The following is an 18,045-nucleotide window of genomic DNA, read 5'->3' as shown; positions in this document are numbered from 1 at the left end:
CCTGCCACGCGCCAGCCGATAGGTTGGTCGGGTGGCACTTCCCAACCTGACTCGCGACGAGGCCGCCGAACGCGCCGCACTCGTCACCGTCGACACCTACCGCATCGAGCTCGACCTCACCGGCGGACAGGGGCGCACCTTCCGCTCCACTACGACCGTCGAGTTCAGCGCGCTCGCAGGTGCGGAGACCGTCATCGACATCGCCGCCGACACGATCCACTCCGCGACGCTCAACGGCGTCGCCATCGACGTCTCCGGGTACGACGAGTCGACGGGAATCCCGCTGACCGGGCTCGCCGAGCGCAACGTCGTCGTGGTCGACGCCGACTGCCGCTACTCGAATACCGGTGAGGGCCTGCACCGCTTCGTCGATCCGGTCGACGACGAGGTGTACCTGTACTCGCAGTTCGAGACAGCCGACGCCAAGCGGATGTTCGCGTGCTTCGACCAGCCCGACCTGAAGGCGACCTTCGACGTCACCGTCACCGCGCCCGAGCACTGGCAGGTGATCTCCAACGGGGCGACCGTGTCGAACGAGGGTGGCGTGCACGTGTTCGCCACGACGCCGCGGATGAGCACCTACCTGGTGGCGCTCATCGCCGGCCCCTACGCCCGATGGGACGACGTCTACTCCGACGCGCACGGTGAGATCCCGCTCGGAATCTTCTGCCGCGCATCGCTTTCCGAGTTCATGGATGCCGAGCGACTGTTCACCGAGACCAAGCAGGGCTTCGGCTTCTATCACGAGAACTTCGGTGTGCCCTACGCGTTCGGCAAGTACGACCAGCTGTTCGTGCCCGAGTTCAACGCGGGCGCCATGGAGAACGCGGGCGCCGTCACGTTCCTCGAGGACTACGTGTTCCGGTCCAAGGTCACGCGCTACTCCTACGAGCGCCGCGCCGAGACCGTGCTGCACGAGATGGCGCACATGTGGTTCGGCGATCTCGTCACCATGACGTGGTGGGACGACCTGTGGCTCAACGAGTCGTTCGCGACGTTCGCCTCGGTGCTGTGCCAGGCCGAGGCGACCGAGTACACGCAGGCGTGGACCACGTTCGCCAACGTCGAGAAGTCGTGGGCGTACCGGCAGGACCAGTTGCCGTCGACGCACCCCGTCGCGGCGGACATCCCGGACCTGCACGCCGTCGAGGTGAACTTCGACGGCATCACCTACGCCAAGGGCGCCAGCGTGCTCAAGCAGCTGGTGGCGTACGTCGGCCTCGAGGCGTTCCTCGCCGGGCTGCGCGATTACTTCCGCGACCACGCCTTCGCCAACGCCACGTTCGGCGATCTGCTTGGCGCACTGGAGAAGTCGTCGGGTCGCGACCTGTCCCACTGGGGCCGCCAGTGGCTCAAGACGACCGGCCTGAACACGCTGCGCGCCGACTTCGACGTCGCGGCCGACGGCACGTTCACCCGGTTCGCCATCGCGCAGGGTGGGGCGGCGCCGGGCGCGGGTGAGACACGAGTGCACCGGCTGGCCGTCGGCGTCTACGACGACGACGGTTCGGGCAAGCTGGTGCGGACGCACCGCGAGGAGCTCGACGTCGACGGCGACGTCACCGAGGTGCCCGCGCTGCACGGGGTGTCGCGCGGCAAGCTCGTCCTGGTCAACGACGACGACCTCACCTACTGCTCGCTGCGGCTCGACCCGGAGTCGCTGAAGACCGCGCTCGCCAGGATCGCCGACATCGCCGAGCCGCTCCCCCGCACCCTGGTGTGGTCGGCCGCGTGGGAGATGACGCGCGACGCCGAACTGCCCGCCCGCGACTTCGTCGCCCTCGTCATGAGCGGCCTGCACGCCGAGTCCGAAGTCGGTGTGGCGCAACGTCTCCTGCTGCAGGCGCAGACGGCGCTCGGCTCCTACGCCGACCCCGCGTGGGCGGCGGAGAGCGGGTGGCCCGCGTTCGGCGACGCACTGCTGGACCTGGCTCGCGAGTCGGCGCCGGGTTCGGATCACCAGCTGGCGTTCGTCAACGCCCTGTGCACGTCGGTGCTGTCGCCGAACCACATCGCCGTGCTGTCGACGCTGCTGGACAACGAGCCGGCGGCGGTGAACCTCGCCGGGTTGGTGCTCGACACCGATCTGCGCTGGCGCGTCGTCACCGCACTGGCCCGTGCCGGTGTGCTCGACGCCGACGGCCCGGCCACGCCGTTCATCGACGCCGAGGCGCAGGCGGATCCGACGGCGGCGGGCAAGCGCAACGCCGCGGCCGCGTCGGCGGCCCGTCCGCAGTCCGCGGTGAAGGACGCCGCGTGGCTGCAGGTCGTCGAGGACGACACGATCGCCAACATCACCACCCGCGCGATCGTCACGGGTTTCGTCCAGCCCGGTCAGGCCGACGTGCTGGAGCCGTTCGCGGAGAAGTACTTCGCCGCGATCCGGGGGGTTTGGGAGCGCCGGTCCAGTGAGGTCGCGCAGACCGTCGTGATCGGGCTGTACCCGTCGTGGCTCATCACGCAGGCCGGCCTCGACGCCGCCGATCGCTTCCTCGCCGATCCCGAATTGCCACCCGCGCTGCGCAGGTTGGTGCTCGAGGGCCGCGCGGGCGTCGAGCGAGCCCTGCGCGCCCGCGCCGTCGACAGCGCCTGACGCCCCCCACCGCGAGCGTGCGGGTCTGTACCGCGACACGCCGCTCCGGCTCGGGACTCCGCGCACGCTCGCGCTGCATGCTGGTCCGGTGGCGGCACCGAACAGTCGTAGGGCGCGGGCGGCGCGGCGGCGCAAGCGGCGCGTCGCGGCCGTCGTCAACGACCTGACGCCCCTGCAGTGGGCCGCCATCCAGGCGGCGTGGGCGGGGTGCGCGTACTGCGGCGCCACCGACGGACCGCTGCAGCGCGACTGCGTCATGGCGATCTCCCGCGGCGGGAGGTACACCGTCGACAACGTCGTCCCCGCGTGCGCGGCGTGCAATGCGAGCAAGTGCAACGACGAGGTGACCGGCTGGCTGCGGCGCAAACGGCTCGACGAGCGGGCCTTCCTGGAGCGCTACGTCCGCATCAGGGCCGAACTGCTCGAGCGACCTGACGCGAGCTAGCAAATCTTCAAACAGGCGCTGACATGGCCGGATCCGGGGCCCAGTCGTCATGATCAGACACGCCGCACCCCGGCTGGTGAGCGGGAAATCACACGTAAACGGTTTGATTTACACGGCGTTAACACGGACTATAGAAAGGTCTGCTTAATGAGCGATCCTCATGTCAGCGGGCGCACAGCAACCAACGCTCTGTGATCCGGAGCACACAAGAGGAGAAAGAACGATGCTCACGCAGTTCCGCGAAGACCTGACCCGCAAGATCAACCGGCGTCGGCTCTACGCGAAGATCTACGCCCTTCCCCAGTCGACCGTCCGTGAGGAACTTCTGGCGATCGCCCAGCGCCACGACGCCGAGTGACCGGCGATAACAGAAGCCGGTGATCCCCCGCGGGGATCACCGGCTTCTTTCGTTACGGGGCTCTCTAGTGAGCCGGTGAGACGCCCGCCGACAGCACGCGCACGGCGCTGATCAGACCGTCGATGAGGTTGCCCTCCTTGAACGACGCGGCGGCCGCGGACACCCCGAGCGGCGCCGCCTCCTCGATGCCGCGCCCGTTGACCTCGTGGCCGTACACGACCTCGATGGCCTTCTGATTCGGAGACACCGCCAACAGGACGGCGTTATCCGGTGTGGGCACCTTGGCCAGGATCTCTCGCGCCGTGGCGGCCGTGTCCTCACCGAGGTCGCCGAGGTACACCGCGAAGCGGGCCTGCGCCGCGCGCGAGCCGTACTTCAGCGCGTCGTCGAGGACGACGAGGTCCATGGTCGGGAACGGGTAGTGCACCGACAGCTCACCGGGTTCGGTGACCGCCGAGATGCGGCCGCTGTACGTCAGCGCCGAGCCGTACGGCAGCTCGACGTCCGTACTCGTCTTGGCGATCTCGCTACCACTTGCCACTTGCGCCACCTCCAACCGTCAGATGGGAACCGTGTCCACCGTGGCCGTGATCGGCCGGCTCGTCGGCGGCCCACAGGATCGGCTCGTGCGTCCACTCGTCGGACAGCTTGTAGGTCTCCGGGTGCGGGCCCTTGCGCAGCAGGAAGACTGCAGCCAGAACCACGAACACCAGCAGCGGGATGCCCCCCATGAGGGAGTGGGCAATGGCGACTTCGCTCACGGTGCAAACCGTATCAGCTGAGGTGCCTCCGGCTCACGTGACGCACACCGCACCGGTCAGGCCGCGCCCTCGCCGAGGTAGCGCGCCCACGCCGGGTCGAGCTCCTTAACCGTCGAGAGCAGCCGCCAGTGCTGTCCCTTGGGCGGCAGCGGCGTCGTGCGCAGCGTCCAACCGAGCTCGGAGAGCATCCGGTCCGCCTTGCGGTGATTGCAGGTAGCGCACGCCGCGACGCAGTTCTCCCAGGAGTGCTCGCCGCCGCGACTGCGCGGGACCACGTGGTCGACGGTGTCGGCCTTGGCCCCGCAGTACGCGCAGCGGAACCTGTCGCGGTGCATCAGCGCGGCGCGCGTCATCGGCACCATCGCGCGGTACGGCACCCGCACGTAGGAGCGCAGCCGAATGACCGTCGGCACGACGATGGCGCGCGTCGCCGAGCAGAGTTCGGGTCCGGTGGGGTCTTCGTGCACGATGTCGGCCTTACCGCACAGCACCATCACGATGGCGCGCCGCACCGTCAGCGCCGTGAGCGGTTCGTAGGTGGAGTTCAGCAGCAGCACCCGGCGCCGCGTCCACACGCTCAGCTCGTTGCTGGCAGACCGCACGTCGACGCTGTGCAGCGGCACCGCGGCAGTGGGCGCAGCAGTAGGACCAGAGACTGCCGTGGCGGTTCCGGCAGTGCCGAAATTTCCGCGGACGCGGTTTCTCTTTCGCTGCGACATAGGCCCTCCGAGAACACAGTCCACCACGGATCGGCGTCGATCGCACGACAATTTCAGCCGTGTTCGCAGGTCAGTCCGGTGAACTTCCGATGACACCCGCATCCGCGCCGCCGCCCGACGGGGTCGGCGGGCGGCGGTGGACAATGGAGCCGTGACGGAAGCTACGCGGTCGTTCTACGACGAAGTCGGTGGTCACGAGACGTTTCGAATCATCGTGTCCAGGTTCTACGAACAGGTTCGCGAGGACGAGATTCTGCGTCCGCTCTACCCCGACGACGATCTCGACGGCGCCGAGCAGCGTCTGCGGATGTTCCTCGAGCAGTACTGGGGCGGCCCGCGGACGTACTCCGATCAGCGAGGCCATCCCCGGTTGCGGATGCGCCACGCGCCGTTCCGCATCGGATTCCTCGAGCGCGACGCGTGGCTGCGGTGCATGCACACCGCGGTGGCCGAGGTGGATTCGGCGACTCTCGACGACCCGCATCGCCAGGCCCTCCTCGACTACCTGCAGATGGCCGCGAACTCGATGGTGAACTCGGCGTTCTGAACCCGCGTGCGGCACAATGGGCAGGCGTGACCGAGATCCAGCCATGGTGGTCGAATTCCGTTTTCTATCAGGTGTATCCACGCTCCTTCCAAGACAGCAACGGTGACGGCGTCGGCGACCTCGACGGCGTGACGAGCCGGCTCGACTACCTCGCGGACCTCGGCGTCGACGCGCTGTGGCTCAACCCGGTGATGGTGTCGCCGATGGTCGATCACGGGTACGACGTGGCCGACCCCCGCGACGTCGACCCGCTGTTCGGCGGGCTGGGCGCGCTGGAACGCCTGATCGACGCGGCGCACGCGCGAAACATCCGGGTCACGATGGACCTGGTACCGAACCACTCCAGTTCGCAGCACCCGTGGTTTCAGGCGGCGCTCGCGGCGGGCCCCGGCACCGAGCAGCGAGAACGGTACATCTTCCGCGACGGCACCGGCCCCGGCGGCCTCCACCCGCCCAACAACTGGGTGTCGGTGTTCGGCGGACACGCGTGGACGCGCGTCGTCGAACCCGACGGCAATCCCGGTCAGTGGTACCTGCACCTGTTCGACGCCGAGCAGCCGGATCTGAACTGGGAGAACCCCGAGATCGCCGAGGACCTCGAGAAGACACTCCGGTTCTGGCTCGACCGCGGCGTGGACGGATTCCGCATCGACGTCGCGCACGGGATGGCGAAACCGCCGGGGCTGCCCGACATGCGAAATCCCGACCTGCCGATGCTGACCCTCGACGACGACGATCCGCGGTTCAACCACGACGACGTCCACGATCACCACCGGGGCATCCGGCGCGTGCTCAACGACTATCCGGAGGCCGTCACGATCGGCGAGATCTGGGTGTTCGACAACGAGGACTTCGCCAAGTACCTGCGGCCCGACGAACTGCACCTCGGCTTCAACTTCCGGCTGGTGCGGGCCGGCTTCGACGCCGCCGAGATCCGCGAGGCGATCGAGAACTCGCTGGCCGCCGCGGCGCTGGCCGACTCCACACCGACCTGGTGCCTGTCGAACCACGATGTCGAGCGCGAGGTCAGCCGCTACGGCGACGGCGACGTCGGCCGGCGCCGGGCCGAGGCCATGGCGCTCGTCATGTTGGCCCTGCCCGGCACGGTGTTCGTCTACACCGGTGAGGAACTCGGCCTGCCGAACGTCGACCTACCCGACGAGGTGCTGCAGGACCCGACCTGGGAGCGGTCCGGCCGCGAGGAGCGCGGCCGCGACGGCTGCCGGGTGCCGATGCCGTGGAGCGGCGATCGACCGCCCTACGGCTTCTCCGACACCGCCGACACGTGGCTGCCGATGCCACCCGACTGGGCGGCGCTCACCGTCGCCGCACAGGACGCGGACGCCGACTCGACGCTGGCGCTGTACCGCCGTGCCATCGCGCTGCGCCATCAGCGCGGCGACGTCGTCGGCCGGCCGGTCGAGTTCGTCGATCTGGCACCGGACGTGGTGGCGTTCCGAACCGCCGGGATGCTGTGCGTGCTCAACGCGGGAGCGTCGCCGGTGCCACTGCCCGCGGGTGAACTGCTGCTCGCCAGCGCCCCCGCGGTGGACGCCGTCCCGGCGGACGCCGCGGTCTGGCTACGACTCGACGATCACTAGCGCCGCGTGCCCGCGGCGCCGGTAGACGCTGCCGAACCGCGCGTCCACCCGAAGCCAGTTCGGTGCCGCCCTGACCCGCACCACCTCGTCGGCAGCCACCGACTCTGGCGCGAAGGCGTCGGATCTGTTCGCCGACTGCGGCAGGAAACCCATTGCCGTCAAGGCGAATACGCACCTCATCGGGACACCGATGGACTCGTCGCCCGCCGACACCGCGACGACCTCCTGATCGAGCAGTGACGCGGGCGGGCCGTGCGCACTGCTGTGCGCCCTGGCGAGTTCCGTGCCGCGCTGGGCGAGTTCGAGCACCACCCGCGCGGGCACGTCGTCGAGGTGAACGAAGCCGGTGTCGGGTGGCAGCATCCCGCGCCACGCCGAGTCCATCGCGAAGCCGGGTTCGACGAATCCGGCCCGATCCATCGCGGGCAGCGCGCTCGCCAGCGCGTCGGAGGCGACGAAGAGATCGGCGGGCCGCACCCGACCCGCCACCACCCGGCTGGCCAACACGTCGAAACCGGTTGCGGCCCAGGCCACGACGAGTCCGCCGGGCCGCTCCCGCAGCCGGATGACCGCGGCTTCGTCGAGGCGCAGCGTGCGGTCGACGAACGTGATCAGGTCCTCGCGGTGCGCGGCGTCGGCGAGCCACAATCCGCGCTCCGGTGAGCTCATCGGTGCCGTCTGCTCTTCGCGCGAGCGCTCATCGCCGGTAACGCTGGAGGTACTCCCGATGATGCGGGAGTAGCCGAACGAGCTTCTGCTCGTCGATGTTGAAGGCGGCCAACTGCGACTCGGCGATCACTGCGGGCTTGGAGTCCGGATCCGCGAGCGCCGAGCGCACCTCGTACCCCAGAGTGAAGTCGACCGCCCGCAGCCGGTTGCACCAGATCGTCACCTGCAGAGGCGAATCCGCGAGCCGAAGCTGACCCTTGTAGGAGACCTTGACCTCGGCGATCAGCAGGCCGATGGTGTCGAAGTCGTTCTTGAACGGCTCCATCAGGAACGGAACGCGCGCCTCTTCGAGGATCGTCACCATGGTCGCGTGGTTGACGTGCTGGTACATGTCGATATCCGACCAGCGCACCGGCACCGGCGTGGTGAAGCGCTCGATCAACTGGTGACTCCCGTTCCGCTGGTTCGCGTCATGCTCCGGATCTGGCGGGCGGCCACCGAGAGCGTCGCCAGATCCTGCTCACCGCTGTCGTAGATCTCCGTGAGGGTGCGCCGCGCGCGCGCCACCCGCGAACTGTTGGTCAGCTCCCACTCCTCGATCTTCTCGTCACCGGTCTCCTCGGGCTCGCCGACCGCCATCACGTCGAAGCACAGCGACCGCAGCGATCCGTAGATGTCGTCGCGAATCGCCAACCGCGCCAACGCATGCCAGCGGTCGTCGCGCGGCAGCTGACTGACGGCGGTGAGCAGACCGTCTGTGCTCAGGTGATCCATCAGCGCGAAGTAGACGTCGGCGACCTCCGCCGCGTCGCGCTCGATGATGTCGGCGATGTCGATGACATCGAGGAGGCTGAACTGGTACAGCCCCGTCGACACGTCGTACGCCAGTTTCTTCGGCACGCCCTGGGCTTCGAGCTCCGCACACTGCTTGGCGACGATGTCGCGGTCGTCCCCGCGCAGCCACTCCGACATCCGGGGAGTCAGCTCGGCGAGCTTCGCTGCGAAGCGGTTGATCTCGGCGCCGACGGCCAGTGGCTGCGGCCGGTAGTTCAGCAGCCAGCGCCCCGCCCTGTCGACGAGCCTGCGCAGGTCCAGCGTCATGCGGTCGGTGACGACCACCGGAACGCCGGCGACTCCGGCCTCGCGGATGTCGCGCCAGACCTCGCCGATCCGGAAGATCCTGTCGGTGGCGACGAAGCAGCGCACGGCGTCGACGGGGCCGACGCCGGCGTCCTCGACGATCCGGAAGGCGTAGGTGATGCCCGCGGTGTCGACCAGGTCGTTGATCAGCATCGTGGTGATGATCTCGCGGCGCAGTTGATGGCTGCGGATGTCGTCGGTGAAGCGCGTGCGCAACGGCTCCGGGAAGTACTGCGGCAGACGCGCCGCGAACACCTCCTGGTCGGGCAGGTCCGTTGCGAGCAACTCGTCCTTGAGCGCGAGCTTCACGTGTGCCATCAGGGTGGCGAGTTCGGGGGACGTGAGGCCGAGACCCAGTTCCGTGCGCCGCAGGATCTCCTTCTCCGACGGCAGCGCCTCCAGCTCCCGGTTGAGCTCGCGCTCGGCGATGAGATCGCGAATCTGGCTGGCGTGCACGGGAAGCAGGCTCGCGGCGTTGACGCGGCTGGTGCCCATCAGATCGTTCTGACTCGCGTTGTCGCCGAGCACCAGCAGCCCGACCTCGTCGGTCATCGACATCAGCAAACTGACGCGCTCACTCGGATCTATGCGCCCGGCCGTCACGAGCGAGTCGACGAGGATCTTGATGTTGACCTCGTGGTCGGAGCAGTCCACTCCCGCCGAGTTGTCCATCGCGTCGGTGTTGATGTGGCCGCCCGCGAGGTCGAACTCGATGCGGCCGCGCTGCGTGACGCCGAGGTTGCCGCCTTCGCCGATCACCTTGACCCGCAACTCGTTTCCGTTGACGCGCAGCGCGTCGTTGGCACGGTCGCCGACGTCGGCGTCCGACTCGGTCTCGGCCTTGATGTACGTGCCGATGCCGCCGTTCCAGAACAGGTCCGCCGGTGCGAGCAGGATCGCCTTCATGAGGGCGGGCGGCGTCATCTCCCGGACCGAACTCGGCAGACCCAGTGCCGTGCGCACCTGCGGGCTGATGGGGATCGACTTCTGGTCGCGGGCGTAGACGCCGCCGCCCTCGCTGATGAGAGTGCGGTCGTAGTCGTCCCAGCTGGATCGCGGCAGGGCGAACATCCGCTCGCGCTCGGCCCACGAACTCGCCGCGTCGGGATTGGGGTCGAGGAAGATGTGCCGGTGGTCGAATGCGGCCACCAGCCGGATGTGCTTCGACAGCAGCATCCCGTTGCCGAACACGTCGCCGCTCATGTCGCCGACACCGACGACGGTGAAGTCCTGCGACTGGGTGTCGATTCCCATCTCGCGGAAGTGCCGCTTGACCGACTCCCAAGCGCCCTTCGCGGTGATCCCCATCGCCTTGTGGTCGTAGCCGACGGAGCCGCCGGATGCGAATGCGTCGCCGAGCCAGAAGCCGTACGACTTCGCGACCTCGTTGGCGATGTCGGAGAACGTCGCGGTGCCCTTGTCCGCGGCGACCACCAGGTAGGCGTCGTCGCCGTCGCGGCGCACCACGCCCTCGGGTGCGATCACCGCTCCCGATGCGGTGTCCACGTTGTCGGTGACGTCGAGCAGACCCGCGATGAAGAGCCGGTAGCAGGCGACGCCCTCGGTGCGCAGCGCCTCGCGGTCGGCCGCAGCGTCACCGGACGGCGCCGGCGAGTTCTTCAGGACGAAGCCGCCTTTGGCGCCGACGGGAACGATCACCGCGTTCTTCACGGCCTGCGCCTTGACCAGGCCCAGGATCTCGGTGCGGAAGTCCTCCCGGCGATCCGACCACCGCAGGCCGCCGCGGGCCACGTTGCCGAAACGCAGGTGCACCCCCTCGACGCGCGGCGAGTAGACGAAGATCTCGTATCGCGGTCGCGGCAGCGGCAGTTCGTCGATGAGGCCGGGGTTGAGCTTGAACGACAGAACGTTCTGCTCGCGCGCCGAACCGGGCCGGGTGACGAAGTAGTTGGTGCGCAGCGTCGCCTGGATCATCGATGCGAACGCGCGCAGCACGCGATCGGTGTCCAGACTGGTCAGGGCGTCGATGTCGGTGGCGACGGCGACCGCCGCGGCCTGGGCGGCGGTGCGCGTGTCGGAATCGGTCGGTTGGACTTCAGGATCAAGAACAGCCTCGAACAGCTGCACCAGCGACCGGGCGGTGTGGGGGTTGTCGTTGACGACGGTCTCGATGTGCGACTGGCTGTACGGAAAGCCGGCCTGCCGAAGGTATTTGGCGTAGCTGCGCAGGACGGCCACCTGCTGCCACGTGAGGCCGGCGCGCAGAACCAGTTCGTTGAACCGGTCGATCTCGACGCGGTCCTGCCAGATCGCGGTGACGGCATCGGCGAACCGGGTGGCGTTGGCGTCGAACTCCGCGGCGTCCGCCGCGGTGGGAATCGACGGGTGCAGCGCGATCCGGAACTGGTAGATCCACACCGGCATGCCGTCGGCACGGGTGACGGTGAACGGCCGCTCCTCCAGCACGTCGACGCCCATCGACTGCAACATCGGCAGCAGTCGGCTGAGCGACGCCGAGCGCCCACCCAGGTACCAGGTCAGTTGCGGGGAGCCCTGCGCGCCTTCGGCGAACACCAGCTTGACGGAGTCGTGCTGCAACTCCTGGATGATCGCGATGTCGGCGATCGCCTCGTGCGGGCTGAACGCCTGCTTGTACGCCTCCGGGAACGCGACGGCGTAGTACTCCGCCACCGCCTGGCCGATCACACCGGACTTCACCGAGCCGATCAGCCGGTCACCCCACGTGCGGGCGGCCTCGGTGAGGAGATTCTGAATCCTGTCCTCGTTGCCGAGCGACGTGTCGACATCGCCCGGCCGCGTGCCCTCCCGGAGACGGACCGTGAAATGCACGACGGCCCAAGGCGACTCACTGACCCGCGCGGTGTACTCGATGCTGACACCGCCGAGCTCGCGCACCAGGATGTCCTGCATCGCGAGCCGAACCACGGTCGTGTACCGGTCTCGGGGCAGGTACACCAGGCAGGAGACGAAGTGGGCGAGCTTGTCGGCCCGCATGAACAGCAGGGTGCGGCGCCGCGCCCCCAGATCGACGACGGCCTTGGCTCGGTCGAGCAGTTCGCGCGCACTGAGTGCGAACAGTTCCGAGCGCGGAATGGTCTGGATGATGTCGAGCATCAACTGGCCGGGATGGGTGGGATCGCCGTGCGACAGCGCGAGCGCCTCGTTGACCCGGCGGGAGATGAGCGGGATCTCCACCACGTTGGCATTGGTTGCGGCGACCGTGAACAGGCCGACGAAGCGGTGCTCGATCACGTGCCCGATGCCGTCGAGACGCGCGACGGTACCGGGGTTCTCCCGAACCACGACGACGTACGGGTAGGCCCCGTAGCGCAGGAAGCTGGGCATGGTCGCCTGTGCGAGCACCAGCAGGTCGTCGGGGCCGGTGAGCTGTGGCAGCACGTCGGTGCGCAGCCGCAGCACGCCCAGCCGGCTGGCCGGGTCCACCGACGCCTGGCCGTCGTTGACCGCGCAGCGCTGATAGCCCAGCAGGACGAAGTGACCGTCGGCCAGCCAGCGCAGCAACGCCGCGACGTCGCGCCTGTCGTAGCCGGGGAAGCGACCCTCGTGGTCGGCGTCGAGCGCGTTGGCCAGCCCGACGAGCGTCGCGCTCAGGGCGCCGGCGTCGATGGCGACCTGGCGAGCGTCGGCGAGCACGCTGGGCAGCAGATGCGCGGCCTCGGCCACGGCCTTCGGATCGGACGAGCCGGACAGCGCGACGTGTATCCAGCTCTCCTCGGCGGCGTCGCGGGGGGCGGCGGGATCGGCGGCCGGCGCGAGGTCGAGCAGCACGCCGGACGGGTCGCGGCGCACCCGGAACACGGGGTTCATGATCGCGGTGTAGGCGACGCCGAGCCGGTGCAGCAGCACCGTGACCGAGTCCATCAGCATCGCGCTCTGGTCGGTCACCAGTTGCAGGGCGGGGCCGACGCCCTTCGGGTCGTCGATCGGGTAGATCGCGACCTTGGTCTCGCCGACCTTCCTGCGCTGCGCGAGCGCGCTGTGAGCGGCGAGCATCGCGGGCGACACCAGGCGTCCCGCGCCCGCGGCGTCGATCGGCGCGGTGACCGACGCGTCGGCGGCCGGCGCGTCGCCGTGCGGGCCCTGATACGTGGCCAGGTAGGCCCTGGCCACTCCCGTGGTCACACCCGTTGGGCGTTTCATGACCGTCGTCTCGGCGGTCTGATCGCCCATCGGGTACGCGGCGGTTTCGTCGAACCTCTGACCACCACCGGGAGTCACCGTCATGCCGTTCGCTCCTGCCTCACACTCGCGTGCCGACGCTGGTACGCAGGAGCGACACTAGCGCTCCGACGAGTCGCTCCGCTCCGGCCTCACCGGATCGTTACCCCGACGCTCGGCGGCGTCCGGACCGAAGCTCAGTCGCGTGTGAGCCTGCGATGGGTGACGCGGTGCGGACGCGCCGCCTCGGCACCGAGGCGTTCCAGTTTGTTCTCCTCGTAGCCACCGAAGTTGCCCTCGAACCAGAACCACTTGGCCTCGTTGTCGTCGTCGCCCTCCCACGCCAGGATGTGGGTGCAGGTGCGGTCCAGGAACCACCGGTCGTGGCTGATGACAACCGCGCAACCGGGGAACTTCTCCAGCGCGTTCTCCAGCGAGCTCAGGGTTTCCACGTCGAGGTCGTTGGTCGGCTCGTCGAGCAGGATCAGGTTGCCGCCCTCCTTGAGGGTCAGCGCGAGGTTCAACCGGTTGCGCTCACCACCCGACAGCACGCCTGCGGGCTTCTGCTGGTCCGGGCCCTTGAAGCCGAACGCCGACACGTAGGCCCGCGACGGCACCTCGTTCTGACCGACCTCGATGAAGTCCAGCCCGTCGGAGACCACCTGCCAGACGTTCTTCTTCGGGTCGATCCCGCCGCGGTTCTGGTCGACGTAGCTCAGCTTGACCGTCTCGCCGATTTTGACCTCGCCGCTGTCCGGCGACTCGAGCCCGACGATCGTCTTGAACAGCGTGGTCTTACCGACGCCGTTGGGGCCGATGACGCCGACGATGCCGTTGCGCGGCAGCGTGAACGAGAGATCCTTGATCAGCGTGCGGCCCTCGAAGCCCTTGTCGAGGTGCGACACCTCGACGACCACGTTGCCGAGCCGGGGCCCGGTCGGGATCTGGATCTCCTCGAAGTCGAGCTTGCGGGTCTTCTCCGCTTCCGCCGCCATCTCCTCGTAGCGTCCGAGCCGGGCCTTGTTCTTCGCCTGCCGGGCCTTGGCGCCCGAGCGCACCCAGGCGAGTTCCTCGGTCAGCCGCTTGTGCAGCTTGGCGTCCTTGCGACCCTGGATGGCGACGCGCTCGGCCTTCTTCTCCAGATAGGTCGAGTAGTTGCCCTCGTACGGGTAGGCGCGGCCGCGGTCGAGTTCGAGGATCCACTCGGCGACGTTGTCGAGGAAGTACCGGTCGTGCGTGACCGCCAGGATCGCGCCCTTGTACTCGGCGAGGTGCTGCTCGAGCCAGAGCACGCTCTCGGCGTCGAGGTGGTTGGTCGGCTCGTCGAGGAGCAACAGGTCGGGCTTGGACAGCAGCAGCTTGCACAGCGCGACGCGGCGCTTCTCACCACCGGACAGGTGGGTCACCGGTTCGTCGGGCGGCGGGCAGCGCAGCGCGTCCATGGCCTGCTCGAGCTGACTGTCGATGTCCCACGCGTCGGCGGCGTCGAGCTCCTCCTGGAGCTTGCCCATCTCCTCCATGAGCTCGTCGGTGTAGTCGGTGGCCATCAGCTCGGCGACCTCGTTGTACCGGTTGAGCTTGCCCTTGATCGCGACGCCCTCCTCGACGTTCTCGCGAACCGTCTTGGTCTCGTCGAGCACCGGCTCCTGCATGAGGATGCCGACCGTCGCCCCCGGCTGCAGGAACGCGTCACCGTTGTTGGCCTGGTCCAAGCCGGCCATGATCCGCAAGACGCTCGACTTGCCGGCGCCGTTGGGGCCGACGACGCCGATCTTCGCGCCCGGAAGGAAGTTCAGCGTGACGTCGTCAAGGATGACCTTGTCGCCGTGCGCCTTGCGGACCTTCCGCATCGTGTAGATGAATTCGGCCATGCCGTTGGGTGCCTTTCGTGGTTTCGGGTGGGGCCCGCGCAGGGACGGGTGGTCCGACTGCGGCCCCGAACCATCCTAGGCGTGGCCGTCGGCGGCTAAGCCGTCAGTGGCAGTCCGTGGTCCGGTTCGGCCTCGTCCTGAGCGGTGCCGGTCGCGGTGTCTGCGTCGGCGGCCGGCTCGGACGCCGGGTCGGGCTGGTCCTCGGTGCGGCGCTGGATCCTCTCGATGCGCGCGATGCTGCGCGCCAGGTCGGGACCCACGGCGCTGGCGCGGACCTCGACGGAGTTACGCGGGTTGCCGTCCCGGTCGTCGTACTCGGTGGTGTAGACCTGCCCCACCACGATGACCGGATCGCCCTTCCGCAGCGACGCCGCGGTCCCGTGCACCAACCTGCCCCAGCAGCTGACCGAGGCGTACAACGTGTCGCCCTGCTCCCAGATTCCGTCGCCGGTTCTGCGCCGCGAGTTGCTGGCGACCCTGAACCGGTACACCGACTGCTCCCCGACGCTGCGCAGGACTGGATCGGTGACGACGTTCCCGACGATGACGATGGGCGTTTCGAACATTTCCACTACCTCCGGATGTGCGGCGGAGCCCTGTGCCCGCCGGCTGCATCCAGTTACCGCTTCGGCACCGACGGGAACGGCGGGGCGTGGCCGCCCGGCGGCGGGGCTGTGGATGAACGCTGCACTGTGGATAGCCGGCACGTAGGTTGATCGCCATGTCGGATTGCGACGACCGTGTCGAGCTCGTCGTGTTCGGCGCCCACTTGAAGGGCGGGCCGCTGGTCCACCAGCTCACCGATCTCGGAGCCCGGTGGGCGGGCGAGATCGACACCGCGCCGCGCTACCGGATGACGCTGCTGGCGGGCGAACCGCCGAAGCCCGCCGTCACGCGCGTGCCGGACGGCCGGCCCGGTGTCGCGTTGAAGGCGCATGTCTGGCTGCTGTCCCCGGATGCGCTGGGCCGATTCCTCACCGCACTGCCCGCGCCGATGATGCTCGGCAAGGTCGAGTTCGCCGACGGGTCGTGGCGCACGGCGTTCGGCTGCGACGGCGCGGCGGCCAGCGCGGGTGTCGACATCAGCTCGTACGGCGGCTGGGCGGAGGCCGTCGCGGCGGGTGCCGTCAGCCAGGGCTAGGGCTAGGAGCGTTCCGACTCGCGGCGCGCCAGTTCGGCGAGCATCCGGTTGTAGGCCGCCAGGTCGGCGTCGTCGTCGCGGTCGGCTGCCCTGTCGAGCCGCTTCGCGGTACGCCGGTCCGCCCGGTTCCACTGCACCAGCAGAGCGATCAGCACGAGCACCAGCGGCACCTCCCCCGCCGACCACGCGATCCCGCCGCCGAGCCGCTGATCGCCCGCGAGGTCGGTGTGCCAGTACAGCTTGAGCGATTCGTAGAAGCCGCCGGCGAGGACCTCCTTGCTGCCCATCAGCACCACCCCGAAGAACGCGTGCAACGGCAGCGATGCGAAGACGATCGCCAGCTTCGCCAGCGGTGGTATCGGCCGCGGCGTGGGGTCCACACCGATCACCACCCAGTAGAAGAGGTAGCCGCTGAGCAGGAAGTGCAGGTTCATCGCGACGTGCGCGGCGTGACTGCCCGCGCCCGCTTCGAAGATCCCACCGAAGTACAGCCCGTAGAAGCCGCCGACGAACAGCGCCAGTGCGACCAGCGGGTTGGTCAGGAGGTGCGAGACCCGGCTGTGCAGCGCGGCCAGCAGCCATTCGCGCGGGCCGGGAGGATCGTCGCGGCCCGCCGCGGGCAGCGCTCGCAGTGCCAGGGTGACCGGCGCGCCGAGGACGAGCAGGATCGGCGCCAGCATCGACAGCAGCATGTGAGCGGCCATGTGCACGCTGAACATCGCGGGCATGTAGCGCCCGATTCCCGACGACGTGGCGATGAGCAGCACCGCACAGCCGAGCAGCCACGCGACCGTGCGGCCGGTCGCCCACCCGTCGCCGCGCCGCCGCAGCCGGATGACGCCCGCCAGGTACACCGCCGCCAGCACCAGGGCCGCGGTGCCGTAGATGAGGTCGAAGCGCCAGTCGAAGAGGATGCGCGAGACCGTCGGCGGGCCCGCGAGGTCGTAGCCGATCTCGATCGCGGTGATCGACGGGTTGTAGATCGGCGGCGGTGGTGGCGGCGTGCGACCCAGCGCGACGGCGACACCGAACGTCAGCCCGAACACCGCGGCCTCGATGAGCGCCAGCCTGATCAGCGGTCGCCGCGCGGTCGGATCCGATTGCAGCGCAGCCACTCCGCGTCGTCGCTGGAGGACGCCGATGACTCCGAGGACGCCGAGGGCGACCACCTTCGCGACGATCAGCCATCCGTATCCGCCGCTGAAGAGGTCGCCGGGCTGAACGCGGACGAGTGCGTTGACCACGCCCGACACGGCCATCGCCACGAAGCACCAGAGGGCGACCGTGGAGAATCGCCGCGCCGCGAGATCGGCATGGGCGTTGCCGCGCAGCGCGTGGGCCAGCAGCGCGAGCAGACCGCCCGCCCACACCGCGCCGAACAGCAGGTGGATCAACAGGCTGTTGGTGGCCATATCGTGCGATCCACCGGTCGACGAGTGGCCGCTCAGCGCGATCGGCACCAGGGTGAGCAGGGCGCCCCCGAACAGCAGCGGCGTCCACGACCAGCGCAGCACCGGGATGCTGACGACGGTCACCAGCGCGGCGATCAGCGCCGTCCACCGCCAGGTGCCCGCCACCTCGACCAGGCTCGCCACCGACCACACCGACGCCACGTCCAGCCGGCTCACCAGCGGCTGACCCGTGACGTCCGAAACGGTCAGCGGCACCAGCAGAATCGCGCACACCGTCCACACCCCGGACGCGACCGTGCCCGTCCGCAGGGCGCGATAGCCGGAGACATCGAGTACGCCGTTGGCCTGAGGCGGCACCATGAACGCGGCGAACATGAACGACCCGACCGCGACGACGGCGGCGATCTCGCCCGCCGCGCGCACGAAGGGCAGCCCGTAATTGGTCACGGGGCCGGGGTTCGGCAGGCCGGTCGCGGTCAAAGCGTCGGCGATCGACAATGCGGCGAGCGCGGCTGCGGTGACGCCGGCCAGCACGGCGACGCCGACGAGCACCGGCCACACCGTCTCGGTGCGGGCGCTGCGCTCGGTGGTCGCGGCTGCGGTGGTCATGACACCAGGGTATTGCCC

Annotated in this window: 14 protein-coding genes and 1 pseudogene; 6 read left to right on the top strand and 9 right to left on the bottom strand. The window is 69.0% G+C overall.

The window, feature by feature from the left end:
* Positions 1-31: 31 nt before the first annotated feature.
* From pepN to NM203_RS14620, 3 genes are all read left to right on the top strand, one after another.
* Positions 32-2,593, top strand: a complete 2,562-nt coding sequence (pepN, locus tag NM203_RS14630) for an aminopeptidase N (protein ID WP_255060709.1) — start codon at positions 32-34, stop codon at positions 2,591-2,593.
* 88 nt (positions 2,594-2,681) lie between these two features.
* Positions 2,682-3,038, top strand: a complete 357-nt coding sequence (locus tag NM203_RS14625; protein WP_255060708.1) for an HNH endonuclease — start codon at positions 2,682-2,684, stop codon at positions 3,036-3,038.
* A gap of 223 nt (positions 3,039-3,261) precedes the next feature.
* The gene (locus NM203_RS14620; RefSeq protein WP_255060707.1) at positions 3,262-3,396 is read left to right on the top strand and encodes a hypothetical protein; all 135 of its coding nucleotides are present in this window, start codon (positions 3,262-3,264) and stop codon (positions 3,394-3,396) included.
* Between the two features lie 64 nt (positions 3,397-3,460).
* Here the strand turns inward: NM203_RS14620 and NM203_RS14615 are convergent, their stop codons facing one another.
* The 3 genes from NM203_RS14615 to NM203_RS14605 all read right to left on the bottom strand — a co-directional run bounded on the left by NM203_RS14615 (position 3,461) and on the right by NM203_RS14605 (position 4,876).
* Positions 3,461-3,937, bottom strand: a complete 477-nt coding sequence (locus tag NM203_RS14615) for a DUF5130 domain-containing protein (protein ID WP_255060706.1) — start codon at positions 3,935-3,937, stop codon at positions 3,461-3,463.
* Complete coding sequence (gene ctaJ / locus NM203_RS14610; RefSeq protein WP_255060858.1) at positions 3,924-4,127, bottom strand: aa3-type cytochrome oxidase subunit CtaJ; 204 nt, start codon at positions 4,125-4,127, stop codon at positions 3,924-3,926. Before ctaJ ends, NM203_RS14615 begins: the two co-directional genes overlap by 14 nt.
* 86 nt (positions 4,128-4,213) lie before the next feature.
* On the bottom strand, positions 4,214-4,876 hold the full coding sequence (locus NM203_RS14605; RefSeq protein ID WP_255060705.1) for an HNH endonuclease: 663 nt from the start codon (positions 4,874-4,876) through the stop codon (positions 4,214-4,216).
* Between the two features lie 151 nt (positions 4,877-5,027).
* Between NM203_RS14605 and NM203_RS14600 the strand changes: the two genes are divergently transcribed.
* Together NM203_RS14600 and NM203_RS14595 are read left to right on the top strand one after the other, a co-directional pair.
* On the top strand, positions 5,028-5,423 hold the full coding sequence (locus NM203_RS14600) for a globin (protein WP_255060704.1): 396 nt from the start codon (positions 5,028-5,030) through the stop codon (positions 5,421-5,423).
* A complete protein-coding gene (locus NM203_RS14595; RefSeq protein ID WP_408633360.1) occupies positions 5,306-7,024 on the top strand; it encodes a glycoside hydrolase family 13 protein in 1,719 nt (572 codons plus the stop codon). Before NM203_RS14600 ends, NM203_RS14595 begins: the two co-directional genes overlap by 118 nt.
* On the opposite strand, the gene NM203_RS14590 is transcribed toward NM203_RS14595, so the two are convergent.
* From NM203_RS14590 to ssb, 5 genes are all read right to left on the bottom strand, one after another.
* Positions 7,004-7,693, bottom strand: coding sequence for a DUF8010 domain-containing protein (locus NM203_RS14590; protein WP_255060702.1), 690 nt, complete (start codon positions 7,691-7,693; stop codon positions 7,004-7,006). The genes NM203_RS14595 and NM203_RS14590 overlap by 21 nt on opposite strands.
* A 28-nt stretch (positions 7,694-7,721) precedes the next feature.
* Positions 7,722-8,135 (bottom strand): acyl-CoA thioesterase, encoded by a 414-nt coding sequence (locus NM203_RS14585; RefSeq protein WP_255060700.1) that lies wholly within the window; start codon positions 8,133-8,135, stop codon positions 7,722-7,724.
* Entirely contained in the window at positions 8,132-13,060 is a 4,929-nt protein-coding gene (locus NM203_RS14580) for an NAD-glutamate dehydrogenase (protein ID WP_408633352.1), read from the bottom strand. The genes NM203_RS14585 and NM203_RS14580 overlap by 4 nt, the downstream gene beginning before the upstream one ends.
* A 131-nt stretch (positions 13,061-13,191) precedes the next feature.
* Positions 13,192-14,865: an energy-dependent translational throttle protein EttA gene (gene ettA / locus NM203_RS14575; RefSeq protein ID WP_255060699.1), complete on the bottom strand. Its 1,674-nt coding sequence runs from the start codon at positions 14,863-14,865 to the stop codon at positions 13,192-13,194.
* Positions 14,866-14,960: 95 nt separating this feature from the next.
* The gene (gene ssb, locus NM203_RS14570) at positions 14,961-15,431 is read right to left on the bottom strand and encodes a single-stranded DNA-binding protein (protein ID WP_255060697.1); all 471 of its coding nucleotides are present in this window, start codon (positions 15,429-15,431) and stop codon (positions 14,961-14,963) included.
* Between the two features lie 179 nt (positions 15,432-15,610).
* On the opposite strand from ssb, the pseudogene NM203_RS14565 reads away from it, so the two are divergent.
* Positions 15,611-16,006: pseudogene (locus tag NM203_RS14565) on the top strand (allophanate hydrolase-related protein); the annotation flags it as partial.
* Positions 16,007-16,008: 2 nt separating this feature from the next.
* Here NM203_RS14565 and NM203_RS14560 read toward each other — a convergent pair.
* Positions 16,009-18,027 (bottom strand): bifunctional copper resistance protein CopD/cytochrome c oxidase assembly protein, encoded by a 2,019-nt coding sequence (locus NM203_RS14560; RefSeq protein ID WP_255060696.1) that lies wholly within the window; start codon positions 18,025-18,027, stop codon positions 16,009-16,011.
* Positions 18,028-18,045 lie beyond the last annotated feature (18 nt).

Origin of the sequence: Mycolicibacterium arenosum (assembly GCF_024320865.1) — a bacterium.
In the GTDB taxonomy this organism is placed as follows: Bacteria; Actinomycetota; Actinomycetes; order Mycobacteriales; family Mycobacteriaceae; genus Mycobacterium; species Mycobacterium arenosum.
The sequence above is the reverse complement of the archived record's forward strand: the minus strand, read 5'-3'. Positions and strand labels throughout refer to the sequence as shown.

Excerpts from the sequence above, each read along its gene's own strand:
- ssb (WP_255060697.1), bottom strand. The coding sequence starts at position 15,431 with ATGTTCGAAACGCCCATCGTCATCGTCGGGAACGTCGTCACCGATCCA.
- NM203_RS14605 (WP_255060705.1), bottom strand. The coding sequence starts at position 4,876 with ATGTCGCAGCGAAAGAGAAACCGCGTCCGCGGAAATTTCGGCACTGCC.
- ettA (WP_255060699.1), bottom strand. The coding sequence starts at position 14,865 with ATGGCCGAATTCATCTACACGATGCGGAAGGTCCGCAAGGCGCACGGC.
- NM203_RS14620 (WP_255060707.1), top strand. The coding sequence starts at position 3,262 with ATGCTCACGCAGTTCCGCGAAGACCTGACCCGCAAGATCAACCGGCGT.
- NM203_RS14580 (WP_408633352.1), bottom strand. The coding sequence starts at position 13,060 with ATGACGGTGACTCCCGGTGGTGGTCAGAGGTTCGACGAAACCGCCGCG.
- ctaJ (WP_255060858.1), bottom strand. The coding sequence starts at position 4,127 with ATGGGGGGCATCCCGCTGCTGGTGTTCGTGGTTCTGGCTGCAGTCTTC.
- NM203_RS14560 (WP_255060696.1), bottom strand. The coding sequence starts at position 18,027 with ATGACCACCGCAGCCGCGACCACCGAGCGCAGCGCCCGCACCGAGACG.
- NM203_RS14590 (WP_255060702.1), bottom strand. The coding sequence starts at position 7,693 with ATGAGCTCACCGGAGCGCGGATTGTGGCTCGCCGACGCCGCGCACCGC.